Origin of the sequence: Streptomyces sp. NPDC020845 (assembly GCF_044334165.1) — a bacterium.
GTDB lineage: Bacteria > Actinomycetota > Actinomycetes > Streptomycetales > Streptomycetaceae > Streptomyces.
Map to the genome: position 1 here is coordinate 777,127 of NZ_JBIRSJ010000001.1, position 16,817 is coordinate 793,943.

16 protein-coding genes are annotated in these 16,817 nt (G+C 71.8%); 3 read left to right on the plus strand and 13 right to left on the minus strand.

Features of this window, described 5'->3' with window-relative positions:
* The 6 genes from ACH4U7_RS02575 to ACH4U7_RS02600 form a co-directional block, all read right to left on the minus strand.
* The coding region (locus ACH4U7_RS02575; protein ID WP_398526445.1) for a triphosphoribosyl-dephospho-CoA synthase at positions 1-291 on the minus strand (291 nt) is incomplete at its 3' end.
* Positions 292-342: 51 nt separating this feature from the next.
* Positions 343-1,746: an MFS transporter gene (locus ACH4U7_RS02580; protein WP_398526180.1), complete on the minus strand. Its 1,404-nt coding sequence runs from the start codon at positions 1,744-1,746 to the stop codon at positions 343-345.
* 130 nt (positions 1,747-1,876) lie between these two features.
* Positions 1,877-3,412, minus strand: a complete 1,536-nt coding sequence (locus ACH4U7_RS02585; protein ID WP_398526181.1) for a mannitol dehydrogenase family protein — start codon at positions 3,410-3,412, stop codon at positions 1,877-1,879.
* 2 nt (positions 3,413-3,414) lie between these two features.
* Positions 3,415-4,650 carry a D-mannonate dehydratase ManD gene (gene manD, locus ACH4U7_RS02590; protein WP_398526182.1) on the minus strand — a complete coding sequence of 412 codons (1,236 nt, stop codon included), beginning with the start codon at positions 4,648-4,650 and terminating at the stop codon, positions 3,415-3,417.
* Positions 4,647-5,645 carry a 2-hydroxyacid dehydrogenase gene (locus tag ACH4U7_RS02595; protein WP_398526183.1) on the minus strand — a complete coding sequence of 333 codons (999 nt, stop codon included), beginning with the start codon at positions 5,643-5,645 and terminating at the stop codon, positions 4,647-4,649. The genes manD and ACH4U7_RS02595 overlap by 4 nt, the downstream gene beginning before the upstream one ends.
* The gene (locus tag ACH4U7_RS02600; protein WP_398526184.1) at positions 5,642-6,688 is read right to left on the minus strand and encodes a LacI family DNA-binding transcriptional regulator; all 1,047 of its coding nucleotides are present in this window, start codon (positions 6,686-6,688) and stop codon (positions 5,642-5,644) included. The genes ACH4U7_RS02595 and ACH4U7_RS02600 overlap by 4 nt, the downstream gene beginning before the upstream one ends.
* 195 nt (positions 6,689-6,883) lie before the next feature.
* Between ACH4U7_RS02600 and ACH4U7_RS02605 the strand changes: the two genes are divergently transcribed.
* Positions 6,884-7,546, plus strand: a complete 663-nt coding sequence (locus tag ACH4U7_RS02605; RefSeq protein ID WP_398526185.1) for a hypothetical protein — start codon at positions 6,884-6,886, stop codon at positions 7,544-7,546.
* A 25-nt stretch (positions 7,547-7,571) separates the two neighbouring features.
* Here the strand turns inward: ACH4U7_RS02605 and ACH4U7_RS02610 are convergent, their stop codons facing one another.
* The 5 genes from ACH4U7_RS02610 to ACH4U7_RS02630 all read right to left on the minus strand — a co-directional run bounded on the left by ACH4U7_RS02610 (position 7,572) and on the right by ACH4U7_RS02630 (position 12,347).
* Positions 7,572-8,753 carry a cytochrome P450 gene (locus tag ACH4U7_RS02610; protein WP_398526186.1) on the minus strand — a complete coding sequence of 394 codons (1,182 nt, stop codon included), beginning with the start codon at positions 8,751-8,753 and terminating at the stop codon, positions 7,572-7,574.
* 139 nt (positions 8,754-8,892) lie between these two features.
* Positions 8,893-10,101: a right-handed parallel beta-helix repeat-containing protein gene (locus ACH4U7_RS02615; protein WP_398526187.1), complete on the minus strand. Its 1,209-nt coding sequence runs from the start codon at positions 10,099-10,101 to the stop codon at positions 8,893-8,895.
* A 109-nt stretch (positions 10,102-10,210) separates the two neighbouring features.
* The gene (locus ACH4U7_RS02620) at positions 10,211-10,447 is read right to left on the minus strand and encodes a hypothetical protein (protein WP_398526188.1); all 237 of its coding nucleotides are present in this window, start codon (positions 10,445-10,447) and stop codon (positions 10,211-10,213) included.
* 163 nt (positions 10,448-10,610) lie between these two features.
* Positions 10,611-11,624, minus strand: coding sequence for a phosphotransferase family protein (locus ACH4U7_RS02625; RefSeq protein WP_398526189.1), 1,014 nt, complete (start codon positions 11,622-11,624; stop codon positions 10,611-10,613).
* Between the two features lie 252 nt (positions 11,625-11,876).
* The gene (locus ACH4U7_RS02630) at positions 11,877-12,347 is read right to left on the minus strand and encodes a MarR family winged helix-turn-helix transcriptional regulator (protein ID WP_398526446.1); all 471 of its coding nucleotides are present in this window, start codon (positions 12,345-12,347) and stop codon (positions 11,877-11,879) included.
* A gap of 185 nt (positions 12,348-12,532) precedes the next feature.
* Between ACH4U7_RS02630 and ACH4U7_RS02635 the strand changes: the two genes are divergently transcribed.
* Positions 12,533-13,405, plus strand: a complete 873-nt coding sequence (locus ACH4U7_RS02635; RefSeq protein ID WP_398526190.1) for an NmrA/HSCARG family protein — start codon at positions 12,533-12,535, stop codon at positions 13,403-13,405.
* Positions 13,406-13,479: 74 nt separating this feature from the next.
* Positions 13,480-14,757: an MFS transporter gene (locus ACH4U7_RS02640; protein WP_398526191.1), complete on the plus strand. Its 1,278-nt coding sequence runs from the start codon at positions 13,480-13,482 to the stop codon at positions 14,755-14,757.
* On the opposite strand, the gene ACH4U7_RS02645 is transcribed toward ACH4U7_RS02640, so the two are convergent.
* Positions 14,750-15,463 (minus strand): HAD family hydrolase, encoded by a 714-nt coding sequence (locus ACH4U7_RS02645; RefSeq protein WP_398526192.1) that lies wholly within the window; start codon positions 15,461-15,463, stop codon positions 14,750-14,752. The two genes, ACH4U7_RS02640 and ACH4U7_RS02645, sit on opposite strands and share 8 nt — an antisense overlap.
* Positions 15,464-15,493: 30 nt before the next feature.
* Positions 15,494-16,786 carry a CynX/NimT family MFS transporter gene (locus ACH4U7_RS02650; RefSeq protein ID WP_398526193.1) on the minus strand — a complete coding sequence of 431 codons (1,293 nt, stop codon included), beginning with the start codon at positions 16,784-16,786 and terminating at the stop codon, positions 15,494-15,496.
* Positions 16,787-16,817 lie beyond the last annotated feature (31 nt).

Sequence of the window (16,817 nt, forward strand, 5' to 3'; positions counted from 1 at the left end):
GGGCCGGGGGGGGGGCCGCCCGGGGCCGGGTCTCTTTCCCCCGGGGCCCCCGGCGCCCCCCCCCCCCCCCCCGCGCGCCCCCCCCGCCGGCCCCCGGGGGGGGGGGGGGCCCCCCGCCGCGATGGCCGCGAACGCGGGCGTCAGCGCCTTGGCCGACCAGCGCAGCGTCAGCAGATCCGCGCCGGTCGTCCGGGCCCGCAGATCGCGGGCGTCGGCGAGGCCGGGCTTGGGGGTGAGCTCCGCCTGCGCGATCAGGGCGCGCACCGCCGCCTGCGCCAGGGCGTCGTCCATGGCATCCACGGACCGGGACGCTAGCCGGTGAACCTGTCGGGAAGGTGAGTCCTACCTGTGTGCGGGCTGTGCCGGGGCGGCCCCGGCCGGATGGGTGCTGTCGGTGGGAGCGTTGAGATCGCGGTCGACCGTCTCCGGCGCCATCCGGGTGGCGATCAGGCTGACCGCGGCGACCAGCGACATATAGGCGGCCACCGGTATCCAGGACCCCGAGAAGGCGCTGACCAGCGCGGTGCAGATCAGGGGCGCGACCCCGCCGCCGATCACGGAGGAGAACTCCCGGCCGAGGGTGACCCCGGCGTAGCGGTAGCGGTTTCCGAACAGTTCGGGGAAGTAGCTCATCTGCACCCCGACGGCCCCCTGACAGGCCAGGATGAAGCCGATGACGACGGCCACGGTGATCGCGACCTTGGAGCCGGAGTTCAGCGCGACGAAGGTGGGGGTCGGCAGCAGCACCAGGGCGCCGACGATCAGGGAGTACACCGGGCGCCGCCCGAAGCGGTCCGAGAGCGTGCCGAAGCACACCGCCGCGACGCCGCCGCACAGGGCGCCCAGCAGCAGCACCTCAGGGACGAAGTCCTTGTCGACGCCCACCGAGGACACCAGGTACGAGGCCATGAACACCTGGTAGGTGTACGACTGGGTGCTGATGCCGAAGTTCATGAAGAGCACCAGGAGCGTCGGCTTCCTGCCGTGCTTGAAGACCTCCTTCACCGGGGACGCGGGGCGCTCATGCTGCTGCTTCAGCTCCGTGAAGACGGGGCTCTCGGTGAGCTTGCGCCGGAAGACCATGGCGACCACGGTGACCACGAGGCTGCTGCCGAAGACGAGCCGCCAGCCCCAGCTCATCAGGGCGTCGTCGGACAGCCGCTGGGCGAGGATCCAGGCCACGGCCCCGAGGGCGGTGCCCAGCGCGGCGCCGGTCATCACGAGGGAGGCCAGTCTTCCGCGTCGCCCGGTGGCCGCCGTCTCGGTGAGCAGGGTGGCGCCTCCGGACTGTTCGGCGCCCGCGCCGAAGCCCTGGGCCATCCGGCAGAGCAGCAGCAGGATCGGGGCGAGCAGGCCCACTTGGCCGTACGTCGGCAGCAGACCGATGGCCAGCGTGGATCCGCCCATCAGCAGCAGCGTCGCGACCAGCACCCACTTGCGGCCGAGCCGGTCCCCGTAGCGGGAGAAGAAGAGCCCGCCCAGCGGCCGGGCGGCGAAGCCGACGGCGTAGGTGCTGAAGCTGGCGAGGATGCCGACGGAGGCCGAGACATTGGGGAAGAAGAGATCGCTGAAGATCAGGGCCGAGGCCGTGCCGTAGATGACGAAGTCGTACTGTTCCAGCGCGGTGCCGATCAGACCGGCCCACGCGGCACGCCGGACCGCGCCCGGGTCGGCGGGCGGCTCCCCGGGCGGGGCGGTTGTGGCTGGGGTGGGCGGGGGCGCGGTGGTGCGCGCGGTGTTGTCCATGATCCATGCCTCCTTGAACGGATCGATTTCCGGAGCGGTTTCAGGGCAGGGCAAGGCAAGGTGAGGGGGGTGGGGACAGGGCGGGGCCGGGCGGGGACCCGGCTACCCGAGAAGGTGAGAGAGGACGGCCCTAGGCGCCGGGGCGGGCGGCCGTTTCGACAGGGGAGGTGGCCCTCAGGGCGTCTGCTGCCGCGGCGGCCGGACCGAATCGCACGATGACGTCGATGAGTTCGGCGACCCGGGCCGCGAACGCGGGGTACTCGGGCAGGCCGTCGCCGAGCAGCCCGCTGTCCAGAACGGCCTCGACGAAGGGCGCCCCGGATGAGGTACGGGGTCGGCCGGCGATCGCGGCGAGCGTGTCCCGGGCCGGATCCACCATGGCGGTGGCGTGCGGGCCCGGCGAGAAACCGTGCCGGGGCGCCACACAGCACAGATACGCGGCCACGGTCAGCGCCAGATGGTGTGGCATCCGCCCGCCGTGCAACTGGAGCAGGGCGGGTTCTGGCACCCGCTGCCGCAGCTTGACCGAACCGTCCGAGCCGACCTGCCGGGTGCGGTGGCCCAGCGCCGAGTTGGCCCAGCGGTCGAACAGCCGGCGGACGTAGTCGTCGAGATCGATATCGGCGGGCACGGTGAGGCTCGGCAGATACTCGTTGTGCAGCACGCTCCGTGCCGCCTCGGCGATGAACGGCCGGGCGATCGCGTCCGGAATGGTGTCCCGCCCGTCCAGAGCGCCCAGATAGGCGATGAGCGAGTGGGTGCCGTTGAGCAGCCGGAGCTTGAGCAGTTCGTACGGCTCGACGTCGTCCGTGAACAGCGCCCCCGCCAGCTCCCAACTCGGGCGTCCGGCGGCGAAGCGGTCCTCCATCACCCACATGGAGAACGGTTCGGCCGGCACCGGTACGGCATCCCGCACCCCGAGGTGGGCCGCCACCGCCTCGCGGTAGGCGTCCGTGGTGGCGGGGACGATCCGGTCCACCATGGAGCCCGGAAACGCCACCGAGCTCTCCAACCACGGCACCATGCCGTCGCGTTCGGCCGCCGGAAGCGCCTCAATGAACTCGCGCACCAGCCGCCTCGTCAGCTCACCGTTTCCGACCAGGTTGTCGCAGCTCAGGACGGTCACCGGCCGGGCGTGGGCCCGGCTGCGACGCTGCAGCCCGCGCACGATCCGCCCGATGGTGGTGCGCGGCGGCGCGTCGCCGCGCAGATCGGCCCGTACCGCGGGTGCGTCCAGGTCCAGGCCGTGGGTGCGCGGGGAGAAGGTGTACCCGTGCTCGGTGACCGTCAGGGTGATGACGGCCGTACCGGGCGCGGCCAGCGCGTCGAGCACGGCGTCCGGCTGCTCCGCGGCCACCAGCGCCCCGGTGTGCACGGCGGGGACGGTGACCCGGGTGCGGCCTGGGGAGATCTCCACGACCGCGTAGCGCAGATCCTGTTCGCGCATCGCCCGGACCACGCCGGTGGAGCGGCCGGCGACCCCGAGGATGCCCCAGGGGCCGTCGGCGCGGGCCAGCGCCGCCGCGGTGTGCACGGCCTGGTGGGCGCGGTGGAAGTTACCGAGGCCGAGGTGCACGATGCCGGTCTCGGCGGGTGGCCGCGCGAGGGTCAGTGCGGCCGGGGGAACGGTCGCGCGGCCGAGGCGGGGCACGGTGGTCGTCGGCATCGTCACCAGTCCGTCATCGAGCCGTCGCGGCGCCGCGCGATAGGCAGATAGGCAGGCTCGTACGGGAACCGGGCGGCCAGCGCCTCGTCGACCTCGACCCCGAGCCCGGGCTGGTCGCCGGGGTACAGATGTCCGTCGGCGTAGCTCCACGCATGCCGGAACACCTCGTGCACGAGCGGCTCATAGCCCATGTACTCCTGGATGGCGAAGTTCGGCGTCGCCAGGCCCATATGCAGCGATGCCGCGAGGGCCACCGGCGAGACATCCGAGGGACCGTGCGGGCCGAGCCGCACCTGCCAGATCTCGGCGAGCGCCGCGATCCGCCGCAGATGGCTGATCCCGCCCGCGTGGGTCACACAGGTCCGTACGAAGTCGATCAGCTGCTCGGTGATCAGCGTCTGGCACTCCCAGACGGTGTTGAACACCTCGCCGATCGCCAGCGGAACGGTGGTGTGGTGCCGGACGTGCCGCAGCACCTCCTGGTTCTCCGCGGGGGTGACATCCTCCAGCCAGTAGAGGTCCACCTCCTCCAGCGCGCGGCCGAGCCGGGCCGCTTGGCCTGGAGTGAGCCGGTGGTGGGCGTCGTGCAGCAACTTCAGCTCGGGGCCCACGTGTTCGCGTACCGTCGTGAGAACACGCGGGGCATGCCGCAGATAGGAGTCGGTGTCCCAGACCTCCACCGCAGGGGCCGCGCCACGGTCGGCCGGCTCGTACCCCGCTTCGCCGCTGCTCACCCCGTACACCGTGGCAAGACCGGGGATGCCGCTCTGCGCGCGCACCGCGAGAAAGCCCTGTTCGCGCCGCTCGTCGACCGCGTCGAGCAGCTGGGGGATCTCCCAGCCGGAGGCATGGGTATACGTCAGGATCCCGTCGCGCACCGCGCCGCCCAGCAGCTGGTACACCGGCTGGCCGGTGGCCTTCCCCTTGATGTCCCACAGCGCGAGGTCCACCGCGCCGATGGACGTCATGGTCACCGGACCGCGCCGCCAGTACGCCCCGCGGTAGAGGAACTGCCAGGTGTCCTCGATCCGCGCCGGGTCCCGGCCGATCAGCAGCGGCGCCACATGGTCGCGCAGATACGACGCGACGGCGAGCTCGCGGCCGTTGAGCGTGGCGTCGCCCCAGCCGACCAGGCCCTGTGCGGTGGTGACCTTGAGCGCGACGAAGTTGCGGCCCGGGCTGGTCACGAGCACATCGACCGCGACGATGGTGTCGGTCGTGGGTGCCGGCCGGCTCATGGGGCCACCGCCACGACGTTGTGCAGCGGCTCGCCCGCGGCCAGCCGGCCGATGTTGGCGGCGATGTCATCGGCCCGGCGCGCGAAGGTCTCGCGGGTCAGGCCGGAGGAGTGGGGTGTCATCAGTACGTTGTCCAGCGTCTCGAAGGGATGGTTGCCGGGGGCCGCGGAGTGTCCGCCGGCCGGGTAGCGGTACCAGACGTCGAGCGCGGCCCCGCCGATCGCGCGCTCGCTCAAGGTCCGGTAGAGCGCGTCCTCGTCCACGACCGGGCCACGGCCGACGTTGACCAGCACCGCCGATGGGCGCATCCGGGACAGCTCGGCCGCGCCGATCAGCCCCGTGGTCTCGGGGGCCAGCGGGGCCGACACCACCACCACATCGGAGCTCTCCAGCAGCGAGCCGAGGTCGGCGATGGTCCCGGACCAGGCCAGCCCCTCGGCCGCCGCGTCCACCTCACCGCGCCTGGTGACCGCCACGCCCCGCGCGCCGAACGCCCGGAACCGCTGCCAGCAGCGGGCGCCGATATGCCCGAAGCCGACGAACCCGACCGTCGCCGCGCCCAGTGTGTCCACCCACGGGGAGCCCGGGTCGTACGCGGGGGAGTGCCACTGCCCACGGCGCAGCGCGTCGTGCTGCCGCAGAAAGCCGCGCCGCAGCAAAATGGCCGCTGACACGGCGTACTCGGCGATCGAGTCCTCGTGGTGGAAGGTGTTGGCCACCTGGGTTCCGGGGGCCAGCGAGGCGATGTCGATCCCGTCCGTGCCGGCGCCGGCCGCGTGGACCAGCCGGAGCCGGGTGGCGATCGCGGCCATCCGGCCATCGCACTTCCCCGACACCAGCACATCCGCCCCCTTCACGGCGGCCTCGACGGCCGCGGTGTCCCGGGCGTCCGGCCAGCTGACGGACACCCCGTCCGGCAGCGCGGCCTCGAACTCGGCACGCAGCGGGTCGAGATTGGCGTCGATCACCACCACGGTCAATGTGTCGGCCCTCATGTCCCGCCCTTTCCGGCCATGGGGCCGTCAGTCGTGGCGCCGTGCTCGGCGGGGCGGGTACGGGCCGCGCCGGTCGAGCCGCGCACGATGAGCTGGGTCGGCAGGCGGAGCGTCCGCGGGGTCTGCCGCTCACCCCCGATGGCCTTCCCCAGCAGCTCCAGGCTGAGCGCACCGGCCCGCACCATCGGCACCGAGATGCTCGTCAAGGACGGCTGTGAGACCTCCGCGAACGGGATGTCGTCGACCCCCACCACGCTCAGATCCTCGGGGACACTCACCCCCAGCGCCCGCGCGCCGGAAATCACCCCGAGCGCCACCAGGTCGTTGTGCGCGATGACGGCGGATGCGCCCGAGGCCAGCACACCGGCCGCCGCCGCGGTCCCGCCCGCCACCGTCTCGGACTGCCAGCCCAGCAGCGTCAGCTCGAGACCGGCCCGCCCGGCCTCGGCGCGGATCAACTCCACGCGTTGGGCGTTGGACCAGGAGCGCTGCATGCCCTGGACATAGGCGATCCGCCGATGGCCGAGCGCGGCCAGATACTCGACGGCCTGGCGCATGCCCTCGGCGGTGTCGGCGAGCACACAGTCGGCGCCGGTCGTCTCGCGGTTGACCAGCACGGCGGGCGTACGGCCGCAGATGTCCAGGACCTCGTCCGCGTCGAGCCGGGGCGAGCACACGATCAACCCGTCGGCCTGCTCGCGCAGATGGGCGAGGACTTCGCGCTCGTGGTCGGGGTCGAAGTCGGTGTCGGCGAGCACGACGGTCTGCCCGCGGCGCCAGCCCTCGCCCTGCGCGGCCTTGACGAAGGCGCCGAATACGGGGTTGGCGATATCGGGCACGACGACGGCGACCGTGGCGGTCCCCGCGCCGTCGGCCGGCTCGGCGGTGCGGACAACGGACGATTCGTAGCCGAGCTCTTGCGCAACGGTCAGTACCTTGCGCAAGGTCTGCGGTCCGAGCCGGTTGGGGTCGCTGAATGCGCGAGAGGCGGTGGACAGCGCGACATTGGCGCGCTTGGCCACATCAGTGAGGGTGGGGGCCATGGGGGCTCCGCTCCTGGTGCGACGGAGTGGTGCAGATGAACGACATGTTTCATGGTCGTCACCATTGCGCAACCTTGTCAACGCTTGCCGAAGCATTGGCAAGACCTTGGCCGGACGTTGTCCTCGACCTCTTTGTCGGCGGTCTGTGCACACGACCGGCCGGGAGCCGATCTTGGGACTGACATGATGGCGCGCATGACCACGCCACCCCTTACCGGCCCGCCGTCCGTCCCTCCGGGTGGGGGTGTGCCGCCCGCGCCCCAGGCCGTCGCCCGACCCAGAAACCGCCGGACCATGGTGGCCGTTGTGGTGTCGGTCCTGGTGCTCGTCGGCGGGGCCGTCACCGCCTGGTGGCTGACGCGGGACGAGGACGGCTCCTCGCTGGCCGACCGGCCGCGGGTGACGGACGACGCGGCAGGAATCTCGTACGCGATACCCGAGGGCTGGCAGCGCAACAAGAAGGGCGACCTGGTGGACGCCTTCACCTCGTCGATCACCATGAAGTCCACCGGCGGCGAAGAGGGCGGCAGTGTCGTGCTGGCCGGGCGGGCTGGGAGCGTGCCCAAGTCCCAGCTGAAGGAGCAGACGGAGGACGCGGCCCGGTCGAACGCCGAGTACTTCTACCCGGACGGGCGATCGAGCATCGAGGAGTCGCGGGCCACCACGGTGAGCGACCGCCCCGCGTACACGGTGGCGTTGAAGGTGAGCGACGGCGAAGGCGGCACGGGCCATCTGCGCCTGACCCTCATGACCGCGCGGGACGGCGGCTCGTCCTACCTCCTCGGGATCGCCCAGCCCACCGGGCCACAGGAGCAGCAGGAGGTCGACGCGGTGCTGGAGAGCGCGTCGCTCAGCTGACCCCGGTATCGAGGCGGGGCCGGTTTCACATCCGGCACTCGACGGTGCAGCCGCGGAGCTCGTAGCCGCCGATCTCGTCCTTGAAACCGACCCCGGGCGGGGCCGCCATCCGGATGCCGGGCAGCGCGAACAGCCTGCTGAGGAAGATATCGGTCTCCAGGATCGCGATATGGGCACCGGGGCACTTGTGCGGGCCGTCGCCGAAGGCCAGACCGGCCGCCCCGGCGCCCTCGGCCAGGGGGCGGCCGGGGCGGATCAGCTCCGGCCGCTCGCCCACCGTACGGGCGTCGACATTGGCGCTCTCCAGGTCCACATCGACCAGCGCCCCGGACGGCACCGTCACCACACCGTCGTCGCCGGGCAGTTCCAGCGCGGCGGTGGTACGGCGGCGCAGCCGGCCGATGACCGGCTCCAGCCGCAGGATCTCGTGCAGGATCGCGATCCGGCCGGGCTCGTCCGCGGCCCGGTACCGCCCGAGCAGCGCGTCGTCGGTGAACAGATGCCAGGCCGCGACATTGACGAACTCCCGGGTGGTGACCATGCCCGCCGCGGCGAAGGTCAGACACTCGCCCAGGATCTCCCCGGCCGAACACCCTTCGTCGAGCAGATGGGAGATCAGATCGTCCCGGCGCTGTCTGCGGCGAGCCCGCACGGCCGGGCGTACGTCGGCCAGATAGACCCGCAACCAGTTCACGTTCTGCCGCAGCAGCCAGTGGATACCGTGCAGGCTGGTCAGCCCCGGCGTCCCGAACTTCTCGGGGAAGAAGCGCTCCAGCCGGCGCCGGATGCCGGGCCGGCTCTCCGTCAGACCGATGACGGACGCGGCCACCTCGATCGCCAGATGGAAACTCAGATCGGCCAGATGTGCCCGCCCCGCGGCGCGGACCTTGTCGAGCTGCGCCTCCGCGACCCGGACCATGACCTCGCGGTACCGCTCGTCGACGCGGCGAGGCGTGAAGAACCGAGCAGTCTGCCGCCGGTGTTCCCGGTGTTCGGGGCCGTCCCGGTACAGCACCGGCCGCCGGAGCCCCGACGGCAGCTTCTCCACGGTCTCGATGCCCAGACCGGCCTGTACGGTGCCGGTGCTGCGCAACACGGCGCGGGCCTCCGCGTATCCGCGCACCTGCCAGACCCCGTCGGGCCCCCGCCGTACCGGGCAGCCGTCCGGGGCCGCCGCTCGCTCGATCTTGCGTGCCCCGTATCCCATGCGTATCCCGTCCTGGCGCCGCATCGCGCGGTCTGGGCCCGTCCGTCAAGGACACACGTCCCCCGCTCCGAACCGGACTAACCGGCCCTGTCTCCCGGCTCGCTGAGACGGGGGCACACGGGGCCTGCCCCGTGTGGCGTCAGAAGCGGGCGCCGAGGGCCGAGCCGTCGCGGGGGACGAGGAAGGTCGAGGACGGGATCGAGCCGTCCGCCGCGCGGGAACCGGTGATCTTCGCCTGGTCGGTGCTCAGCACCGAGCCCTCGTTCCACACCCCGCCCAGGTCCCAGGAGTTGCCCTTCGAGGTGGAGCTGCCGAGCTGGACCGGATCGGTGTCCAGCAGCGAGAGGTTCGCGGTGAGCGTGGCGCGCGACCGGTCCGTCCGGAAGCCGCTGCCGCCGTTGCGGTAGGTGGTGGTGCGGGAGATGGCGAGGGCGCCCGGGTTGCCGTTGTCCGTGACGCCGTGCGCCGCGTTGCCGAAGGCGATGGCGTTGCGCAGCGAATGGTCGGCGGGCGGGTCCACATCGCCACCGCCGCCCATCTTGAAGCCGTTGCCGTCACCGGTGAAGTCGGGGAAGTTCCACCGGTTGAACCCGTTGCCGTACGCGATCGTGTTCTCGATGGCGATGGGGGAGGTGAACTCCCAGGCGTCGAAGCCGTCGTCCGCGTTGTTCCACAGCCTGGCCCCGCGGACCCGATTGCCCTCGCCCTGACCCTCCTTGACGGCCAGGCCGTCGGCGCTCTCGCCGTTCTTGCGCGGGTCGCGGTTGCCGTACGAGTCGAGGTTCGCGATCAGGTTGCGGCTGGAGGCGCCCTGGAGCTGGAAACCGGACTCGTAGTTGTCGCGCGTGGTCAGCCCGGTGAACTCGTTGTCGTTGCAGCCGGCGCAGTAGATCCCGTACGGCCCGTGGACGATCTCCAGACCCCGGATCCGCCAGTACGAGGCCTCCTGGTGGATGGCCCCGCGCTCGGCCCGGGGGATGGAGCCGCCGACCGGGGTGTGGCTGGCGGGCAGCCGCTCGCCGTCGATGACGACGTGCTCACCGGAGTAGTTGGTCAGCGTGATGGGGCTGCCCGCCGTACCGGAGGTGGCGATCGTGATGTTGTCGGTCAGCTCGTAGACGCCGCCGCGGACCGCGATGGTATCTCCGGGCCCGCTTCGGTCCACCGCCGCCTGGATGGTGGCCAGCGGGTCCTCCAGGCTGCCCGCGCCGGTGTCGTGCCCGCCCGGGGCCACGACGATCTGCCGTGCCGCGGCGGCGGCGGGCGCCGCGGGTAATGCCCGCGGCGCGCCCACCGCCGCCAGGGACACCGCGCCGAGCAGCACCGTCACGGCTTTGTTGACCTTCACTGGGCCCATCCCTTCACCGGTCCGTCCTGGCCTCCGGCTCTACGTCGCCGCCCCGGCCCGATAGGTTGCCGCCTTCCGGAACGACGGGCGCGCCGGCGCCGCCCGGTGCTTACAGGCCCTGCGAGAGCAGCAGCTCATGGGCCAGCCGGGCGCCGCGCGCCGCCGCCTCCGCCGCCAGGGCGTCGTCCTGCGTCGGAATGTTCTCCAGGCCCTGCGCGAGCGCCCGGACCGCGTCCGCCAGGGTCTGCACATGCGTCTCCAGCAGCCGCAGCCGCTCCTCCTCGCTCTGCGTGTCCAGGGTGCTCGGGCGGGTTCCGGCGCCCTGCTCGGGGGTGTGGTTCGTCATCTCGGGGCCCTCCTCCCGGGTGCGTGGTCGCCAAGGAGTGGCGTCTCCTCTCAGCGTCGCACCTGGGGCGGCGCCGCGGTATGCCGGGCCGGACCCGCTCCGCCGTCTCACGATCGCGAAGCGATCGGACCCCACTCCGTGGCGTAGTCGAACCACGCCGAGATCACCCGCCGGCCGCCTCCATGTCCCGCAGGGCCGCCAGGAGATGCGGTGTCACACGCTGCTGGGTACGGGCCGACTCCTCGGGTGAATAGCCGCGGGGCACCGCCTCGACCAGCATGATCAGATAGAGATAGGCGCGGTAGAGCGCCAGGCGCAGCCGTACGGAGTCGTCGAAGCGCGGCGGACCGGCGACCGCGGCGTACCCGGACAGGAAGTCCGCGTCGTCCTCCACGTTTCCCAGCAGCGCCAGCGAGACGAAATCGGCCACCGGATCGCCCCAGAACATCCGCTCGCCGTCGATGACGCCGCTGAGCGTTCGGGCCCCCGCCTCGCCGTCGAGCAGCAGGTTTCCCTCCCATAGGTCGAAATGCACCAGGGCGGGCGTGACCACGTCGTCGAGTACGCCCGCCACCGCGGCGAACAGCCTCCTGACGCGGGCCACTGGCACGGGCAGCGCGGCACGGTAGCGCTCGGCGTCGTCGAGTATCGCGTCCGTCATCCCCGTGAAGGCCTGCCGCCAGCTCGCCGCCGGCGGGCCGAAGGGCTCGGCGGGGTAGCCGAAGCCGGTTCCGGCCACGGTGTGGAGGCGGGCCACCAGCCGCCCGAGCTCTTCCCTGAGCCGACGGCGCTCGCCGTCCGGGATCGTCCCGGAGATCTCATGCCATGGTGTGCCGGGGCGCAGGGTGCTGATCAGATAGGGCCCGCCGGCCGCGTGCGGATCGAGTTCGCTGTGTACGACCTCGGGGACCGGGATGTCCACCGCCGTGGCCGCCGAAGTGTAGAAGAGCACTTCGCCCCGCAGGAGTTCGTGCTCGTAGCCGAGTCGGGGGGTCTCCGGGGGCGGAGGGACCTTCACCACCCACTGCCGGTGGTTGTCGAGGTCGACGCGTACCACGGTGTTGTAGGTGCCGCCGGACAGGGGCGTGTGGCGCGCGGCGTCGGTGTCGGCGATGCCCGCGGCCTTGAGCGCCGCGGCGGCCGCCGCGACCTGGTCGTCCTGCGGCTGTCGGCTCACGCGCGTTCCTCCTCGTCTCGGCCACGGGCCGCTCGCCCGGCGTGTGTGCTGCCCGGTGCGGGCCCACCGGGCGAGCGGGCGGCGCGTCGGGTGCGGGACGCCGTGGGACGGCTTCCCGCGCCCGACGCCGGGCCGGACGGGTCAGACCGCCAAATTCGTTGACGATCTTACGCAGTTGATGCCGGGCCATCGCCCCCGGTTCGCGGCAACCGTCAGACAGAGGAAGCGCCCAGGGTTCGCGGCCCGGCCGGGTCAGTGTGCGGCGGACCGCTCGGCGAGCCGGGCCATCTGGTGGCGCGCCAGTTCGGTGGTTCTGCGCATATGGCGCAGCAGCACGGCGAGATCGGCCTCGCTGTCCTCGTGGAACAGTTCCTCCCAGCCCGCGCCCAGCTCCCGCCACACGGCGCCGAACCGTTCCATCGCTCCGGGCACCACCTCCACCAGGACCCGCCGCCGGTCCTGCTCGTCCCGGCGGCGGGTGACCTGGCCCGCCTTCTCCAGCCGGTCGACCAGCCGGGTGGCCGAACCGCTGGTCAGCCCGGTCAGTTCGGCGATCCGCCCGGTGGTGACGGGACGGTCCTCGAGCGTGAGGAGGTTGAGACACTGCAGATCGGTGGGGTGCATCCCCAGGTGGTCCGCCACCGCCTGGTTGAACAGGATGTACGAGGCCATATAGCGCCGGGACGCCGACCCCAGCTCTGTCATCAGGTCTTCGCGTGCCATCGGCAGGGCCTCCCGCGCCTCTGTGTCGTTGTGCCGCGTCTCCGTGCGGCGCGTCTCCGTGCGGGGCGCGGCCGAAGTGCCCCGTGTCCGCTGCGTCACGCAGACATCCTAGTCGCCGCCCCTCACTCGACGGTTCGCCGGGTAAATATTTGCGTCACGCAGTCATTGTGTCGTACGTTCTCTGCATGACGCAGATGAATACCTCTCTCCCGGTGGCCGTGTCCGGCGCCACCGGTGCCCAAGGCGGCGCCGCGGCCCGCGCACTGCTCCAGCTCGGCCGTCCGGTCCGCGCGCTCACCCGCGACCCCGCCACACCCGCCGCCGCCGAACTGCGCGCTCTCGGTGCGGAGGTGGTCCGGGCCGACTTCGACGACGAGGCATCCCTGGCCACCGCGCTCGCCGACACCGGAGCGCTCTTCGCGATGTCCACACCGTTCGGCAGCGACCTCTCCGCCGAGGTTCGCCAGGGGACCGCCCTGCTGGACGCGGCGGTCGCCGTCGGGGTGCGGCACATCGTGTTCACCTCCGCCGCCAACGCCGACCGTTCCACGGGCATCCCGCACTTCGAGAGCAAGTGGCGGATCGAGCGACACCTGGCCACCCTCGATGTGACATGGACCGTGATCGGCCCCGGTGTCTTCATGGAGAACTATGCGAACGGCTGGACCATGGAATCGCTCCGCGAGGGTGTCTTCGCGCTGCCCATGCCACCCGGGCGCCCGCTGCCGCTGATCGCCGCGAGGGACATCGGCGCCTTCGCGGCCCTGGCGCTGAACCGCCCCGCGGAGTTCGGCGGGCGCCGGATCGACATCGCCGCGCAGTGGCGGACACCCGAGCAGATCGCCGCCGCGATCGGCGCCGCGAGCGGTCGCGAGATCCGCCACCGAGAGGTGCCGCTGACGGTCGCCGAGAGCTACTCCGGCGACCTGGCCGCCATGTTCCGCTACTTCCAGGAGACCGGGCTGGACGTGGACATCGACGGACTGCGCCGGGACTACCCCGAGGTCGGCTGGCGCACCCTCGAGAAATGGGCCACCGACCGCGAGTGGAACCTCTGACACCTGCTCAGCCGCCCCGCGGCGGCGAAAAGGGCGAGCCTCGACCACGGCCCCGCGTGGCATGATTCGCGAGCATGGACACGACGAGCCAGGCCGAGGTCGTCGAGCGCCGCCGCTTCGGGGTGCTCAGGCAACGGGACTTCCGGCTGCTGTGGACGGGCGAGACCGCCAGTGGCCTCGGCAACAGCATCACCATGGTGGCACTGCCCCTGATAGCGGTGGTGGTGCTACGGGCCGACACCTTCGCCATCGGCCTGCTCACCGCGGCCGTCTGGCTGCCGTGGCTGGTGATCGGGCTACCGGCCGGCGCGTGGGTGGACCGGCTCCGCAAGCGGCCCGTCATGATCGCCTGCAATCTCGTCTCGGCCGTCATGTACGCGAGCGTCCCCCTCGCCGCCTGGCTGGACGCGCTCACCTATCCCCATCTGCTGGTGGTGGCCTTGATGTGCGGAGTGGCTTCGGTGTTCTTCAGCACCGCGTACCACGCGTACATACCCGTCGTGCTCCACGGCCGCGACCTGCTCGAGGGAAACGCGAAACTCCAGGGCAGCGAGTCCGGCACCCAGGTGGTCGGCCGCGGAGCCGCCGGCCTGGTCGCGCAGGCATTCGGTGCCGTCCTCGGGCTGCTGATCGACGCGATGACCTTCGTCGTCTCCAGCGTGTGCCTGGCCCTGCTGCGGGTCCGTGAACCGGACCCGGAGGCCCCCGCCCCCGAAGTCACGCTGCGTCGGCAGATACGCGAGGGTTTCGGCTTCGTCGCCCGCGACCGCTATCTGCGGCCGATGGTGACGTTCGGGGCCGTGGCCAACCTGGCGCTGATGGGATATCAGGCGGTCCAGGTCGCGTTCCTGGTGCGCACGGTCCACGCGACCCCCGCCACCGTCGGTGTCCTGATCATGGTCGGCAGCCTCGGCGGGATCCTGGGCGCCGCGCTGGCCGGCCCCATCGGCCGACGCTTCGGGACGGCCCGAGGGACGCTGCTCCTGCTGGCGCTCACCAGCCCTTTCGTACTGCTCCTGCCACTGACCGCACCGGGGGCCGGTCTGCCGTTCTTCGCGATCGGTGCGTTCATGGTGGGGCTGGGAATCGTCGCGTGCAACGTGGTGGTGGGCAGCTTCCGGCAGAGCTACTGCCCGCCCCATCTGCTGGGGCGGGTCGTCGCGACGGCCATGGTCCTCAACCACTGCACCATTCCGCTCGGCTCCCTGCTCGGCGGACTCCTCGGCGATGTCGTCGGGCTCCGCCCCGCCATGTGGATCATGACGGCCCTGTTCGCGCCCAGCTGGCTGCTCCTCATGCTGGGCCCCATGCGCACCGACCGCGACCTGCCCCGGACGGTGGCGGTCAGCTGATGGGCCGCTGCGCCGCCCAGGAGTCGAGCACCGTCAACACGTCCTTGAGGGTGTGCGCGGTGGCATCCGGCTCCGCCGAGTCCGATCCGCGCTCTTCCTCGGGGATTGTGCTGTGGGGCACCCAGATGGTGCGCATACGGGCCTGCCGCGCACCGTAGATGTCCTCGAAGAGCCGGTCGCCGACGAACGCGCACGCGCCGGGGTCCTCGGCGCCCAGCCGCTCGGCGATCAGCTCGAAGATGAGTGGATTGGGCTTCGTCCAGGGCACTTCGCTGGAGTAGACCGCGGCGTCGATCAGGTCGTGGACGCCGTCCCGCTCGAAGATCTCATGGTGCCAGTCGGCCGACCACAGCGTGTTGGAGAGCACCCCGACCCCCAGATCCCGCTCGCGCAGGGTGCGCAGCAGCTCCGCGCCCTCCGAGTCGAGGTAGGTGTGCTCCTCCCAGGCCCGTCGGTAGGTCGCGATCGCCTTGCCGTCCGGGACTACGTCCACCGCGCGGAACACCTCGTCGAGGGTGGCCGAGCCCTGCGTGTCCCGGCAGCGGGCCATCAGCTCCCGCTCGGCCTGGAACAGCCGCTCGGCGAGGTCCGGCGCGCCGTCCGGGTCGATCTCGCGCGCGGTCTCCAGCCAGATGCCCGCCACGTCCACCGTATGCCAGGGAGTGAGTGTCCCCGCCCAGTCGAAGACGACGTACTTGATGGTCATGCTGCTCCTCGCCCTTCCCGCCCGAACCGGTCACGCCTGCTGTCCCCTGCCCACTGCGGCGCGCAGCAGCACGACGCCGACCGCGCACCCCACCAGCAGCGTCGGGCCCACCGCCCACCATCCGTCCGCCGCCGTGACGACCAGACCCACCAGTGGTGGTCCCGCGAGCGATCCGACGCTGCCGAGCTGGGCCACCAGGCCGTTGGCCATGCCGACGTCGGCGCTGGTCCTCACCACGAGGGGGAGGGCCGCGAAGACGGTGGCGACGACCAACTCGTTGGTGACCGCGATCAGCACCGCGCTGGTCATCGAGATGCCCAGCCCGCCCGTCGAACCGAACGCCGCGAAGGCGCCGACCGGCATCAACAGGGCAGCCGTGAAAAGGTACTTCATGCGCGCCCCGCGGCGCAGCAGCACACTCGCCGCGAAGCCCCCCGCCACCCCGGCGAAGGACACGCTTCCGGTGAGCGTTCCGGCCGCCGCGGTGGGCACGTCGAACTCGTCGTGCAGATACGTGGGGTACAGCGCGACGAAGGTGACGATCGTGGCGCTGATGGTGGCGAAGCCGGCGCCGAGCGCGACCGGGCGGGCCAGCCTGCGGGCGCGCGCCCAGCGATCACCGGAGCCGTCCCCATCCCCAACACGGGATTCCGTTGCCACCGCCCCGTCGGCCGGCCCTTCCGGCTCCGGTCCTGCCTGCCCGGCGCCGGTCCCGGGGAGGTACAGCGCCGCACCGGCCACCGCGAGGGTGGCCGCCGCGGCGACCACCAGCGAGGTCCGCCAGCCGAACCCCGCGGACAGCAGCCCGCCGCCGAACGCGCCCAGCGCGAGCCCCACCGGCATGAAGGTGCCCCAGACCGCCAGCGCCACCGTGCGGCGCTCGTCGTCGCCGAGCCCCAGGATCAGCACCGGGGCCGCGATCACGACGACCACATAGCCCATGCTCTCCACCAGCCGTCCGCCGAGCAGCAGCGGAAACCCATCGGCCCGGGAGACCAGCAGCCCCGCGAGTCCCATCACCACCAGGCCGCCGATCAGCGTCCGTCTCGGGTCCAGGGGGCGCAGCGCGACACTCACCGCCAGCCCCAGCACGGCGGCCACCGCGGTGACCGAGGAGGCGACCAGGCCGACTTGTCCCAGAGAGAGCCCCAAGTCGTTCTCGAGGTCAATGGATACGGGCGTGATTCTGCCGATGCTGGTGGCAGCCATGACGCCCGACAGGTAAATTAAAGCGAAATGCCACCAATATGCGTGGCTCATTTGCTCATCGGATTCCGGAATCCCTGCTTCTGCGGTATCAGTGGTGTCGCTCTTCCTGCCCATGGGTCAAAAACCTTTCCTTACGGGTCAACCG

Coding starts and splice junctions, on each gene's coding strand:
- ACH4U7_RS02580 (WP_398526180.1), bottom strand. CDS start 1,746: ATGGACAACACCGCGCGCACCACCGCGCCCCCGCCCACCCCAGCCACA.
- ACH4U7_RS02585 (WP_398526181.1), bottom strand. CDS start 3,412: ATGCCGACGACCACCGTGCCCCGCCTCGGCCGCGCGACCGTTCCCCCG.
- manD (WP_398526182.1), bottom strand. CDS start 4,650: ATGAGCCGGCCGGCACCCACGACCGACACCATCGTCGCGGTCGATGTG.
- ACH4U7_RS02595 (WP_398526183.1), bottom strand. CDS start 5,645: ATGAGGGCCGACACATTGACCGTGGTGGTGATCGACGCCAATCTCGAC.
- ACH4U7_RS02600 (WP_398526184.1), bottom strand. CDS start 6,688: ATGGCCCCCACCCTCACTGATGTGGCCAAGCGCGCCAATGTCGCGCTG.
- ACH4U7_RS02605 (WP_398526185.1), top strand. CDS start 6,884: ATGACCACGCCACCCCTTACCGGCCCGCCGTCCGTCCCTCCGGGTGGG.
- ACH4U7_RS02610 (WP_398526186.1), bottom strand. CDS start 8,753: ATGGGATACGGGGCACGCAAGATCGAGCGAGCGGCGGCCCCGGACGGC.
- ACH4U7_RS02620 (WP_398526188.1), bottom strand. CDS start 10,447: ATGACGAACCACACCCCCGAGCAGGGCGCCGGAACCCGCCCGAGCACC.
- ACH4U7_RS02630 (WP_398526446.1), bottom strand. CDS start 12,347: ATGGCACGCGAAGACCTGATGACAGAGCTGGGGTCGGCGTCCCGGCGC.
- ACH4U7_RS02635 (WP_398526190.1), top strand. CDS start 12,533: ATGACGCAGATGAATACCTCTCTCCCGGTGGCCGTGTCCGGCGCCACC.
- ACH4U7_RS02640 (WP_398526191.1), top strand. CDS start 13,480: ATGGACACGACGAGCCAGGCCGAGGTCGTCGAGCGCCGCCGCTTCGGG.
- ACH4U7_RS02645 (WP_398526192.1), bottom strand. CDS start 15,463: ATGACCATCAAGTACGTCGTCTTCGACTGGGCGGGGACACTCACTCCC.
- ACH4U7_RS02650 (WP_398526193.1), bottom strand. CDS start 16,786: ATGGGCAGGAAGAGCGACACCACTGATACCGCAGAAGCAGGGATTCCG.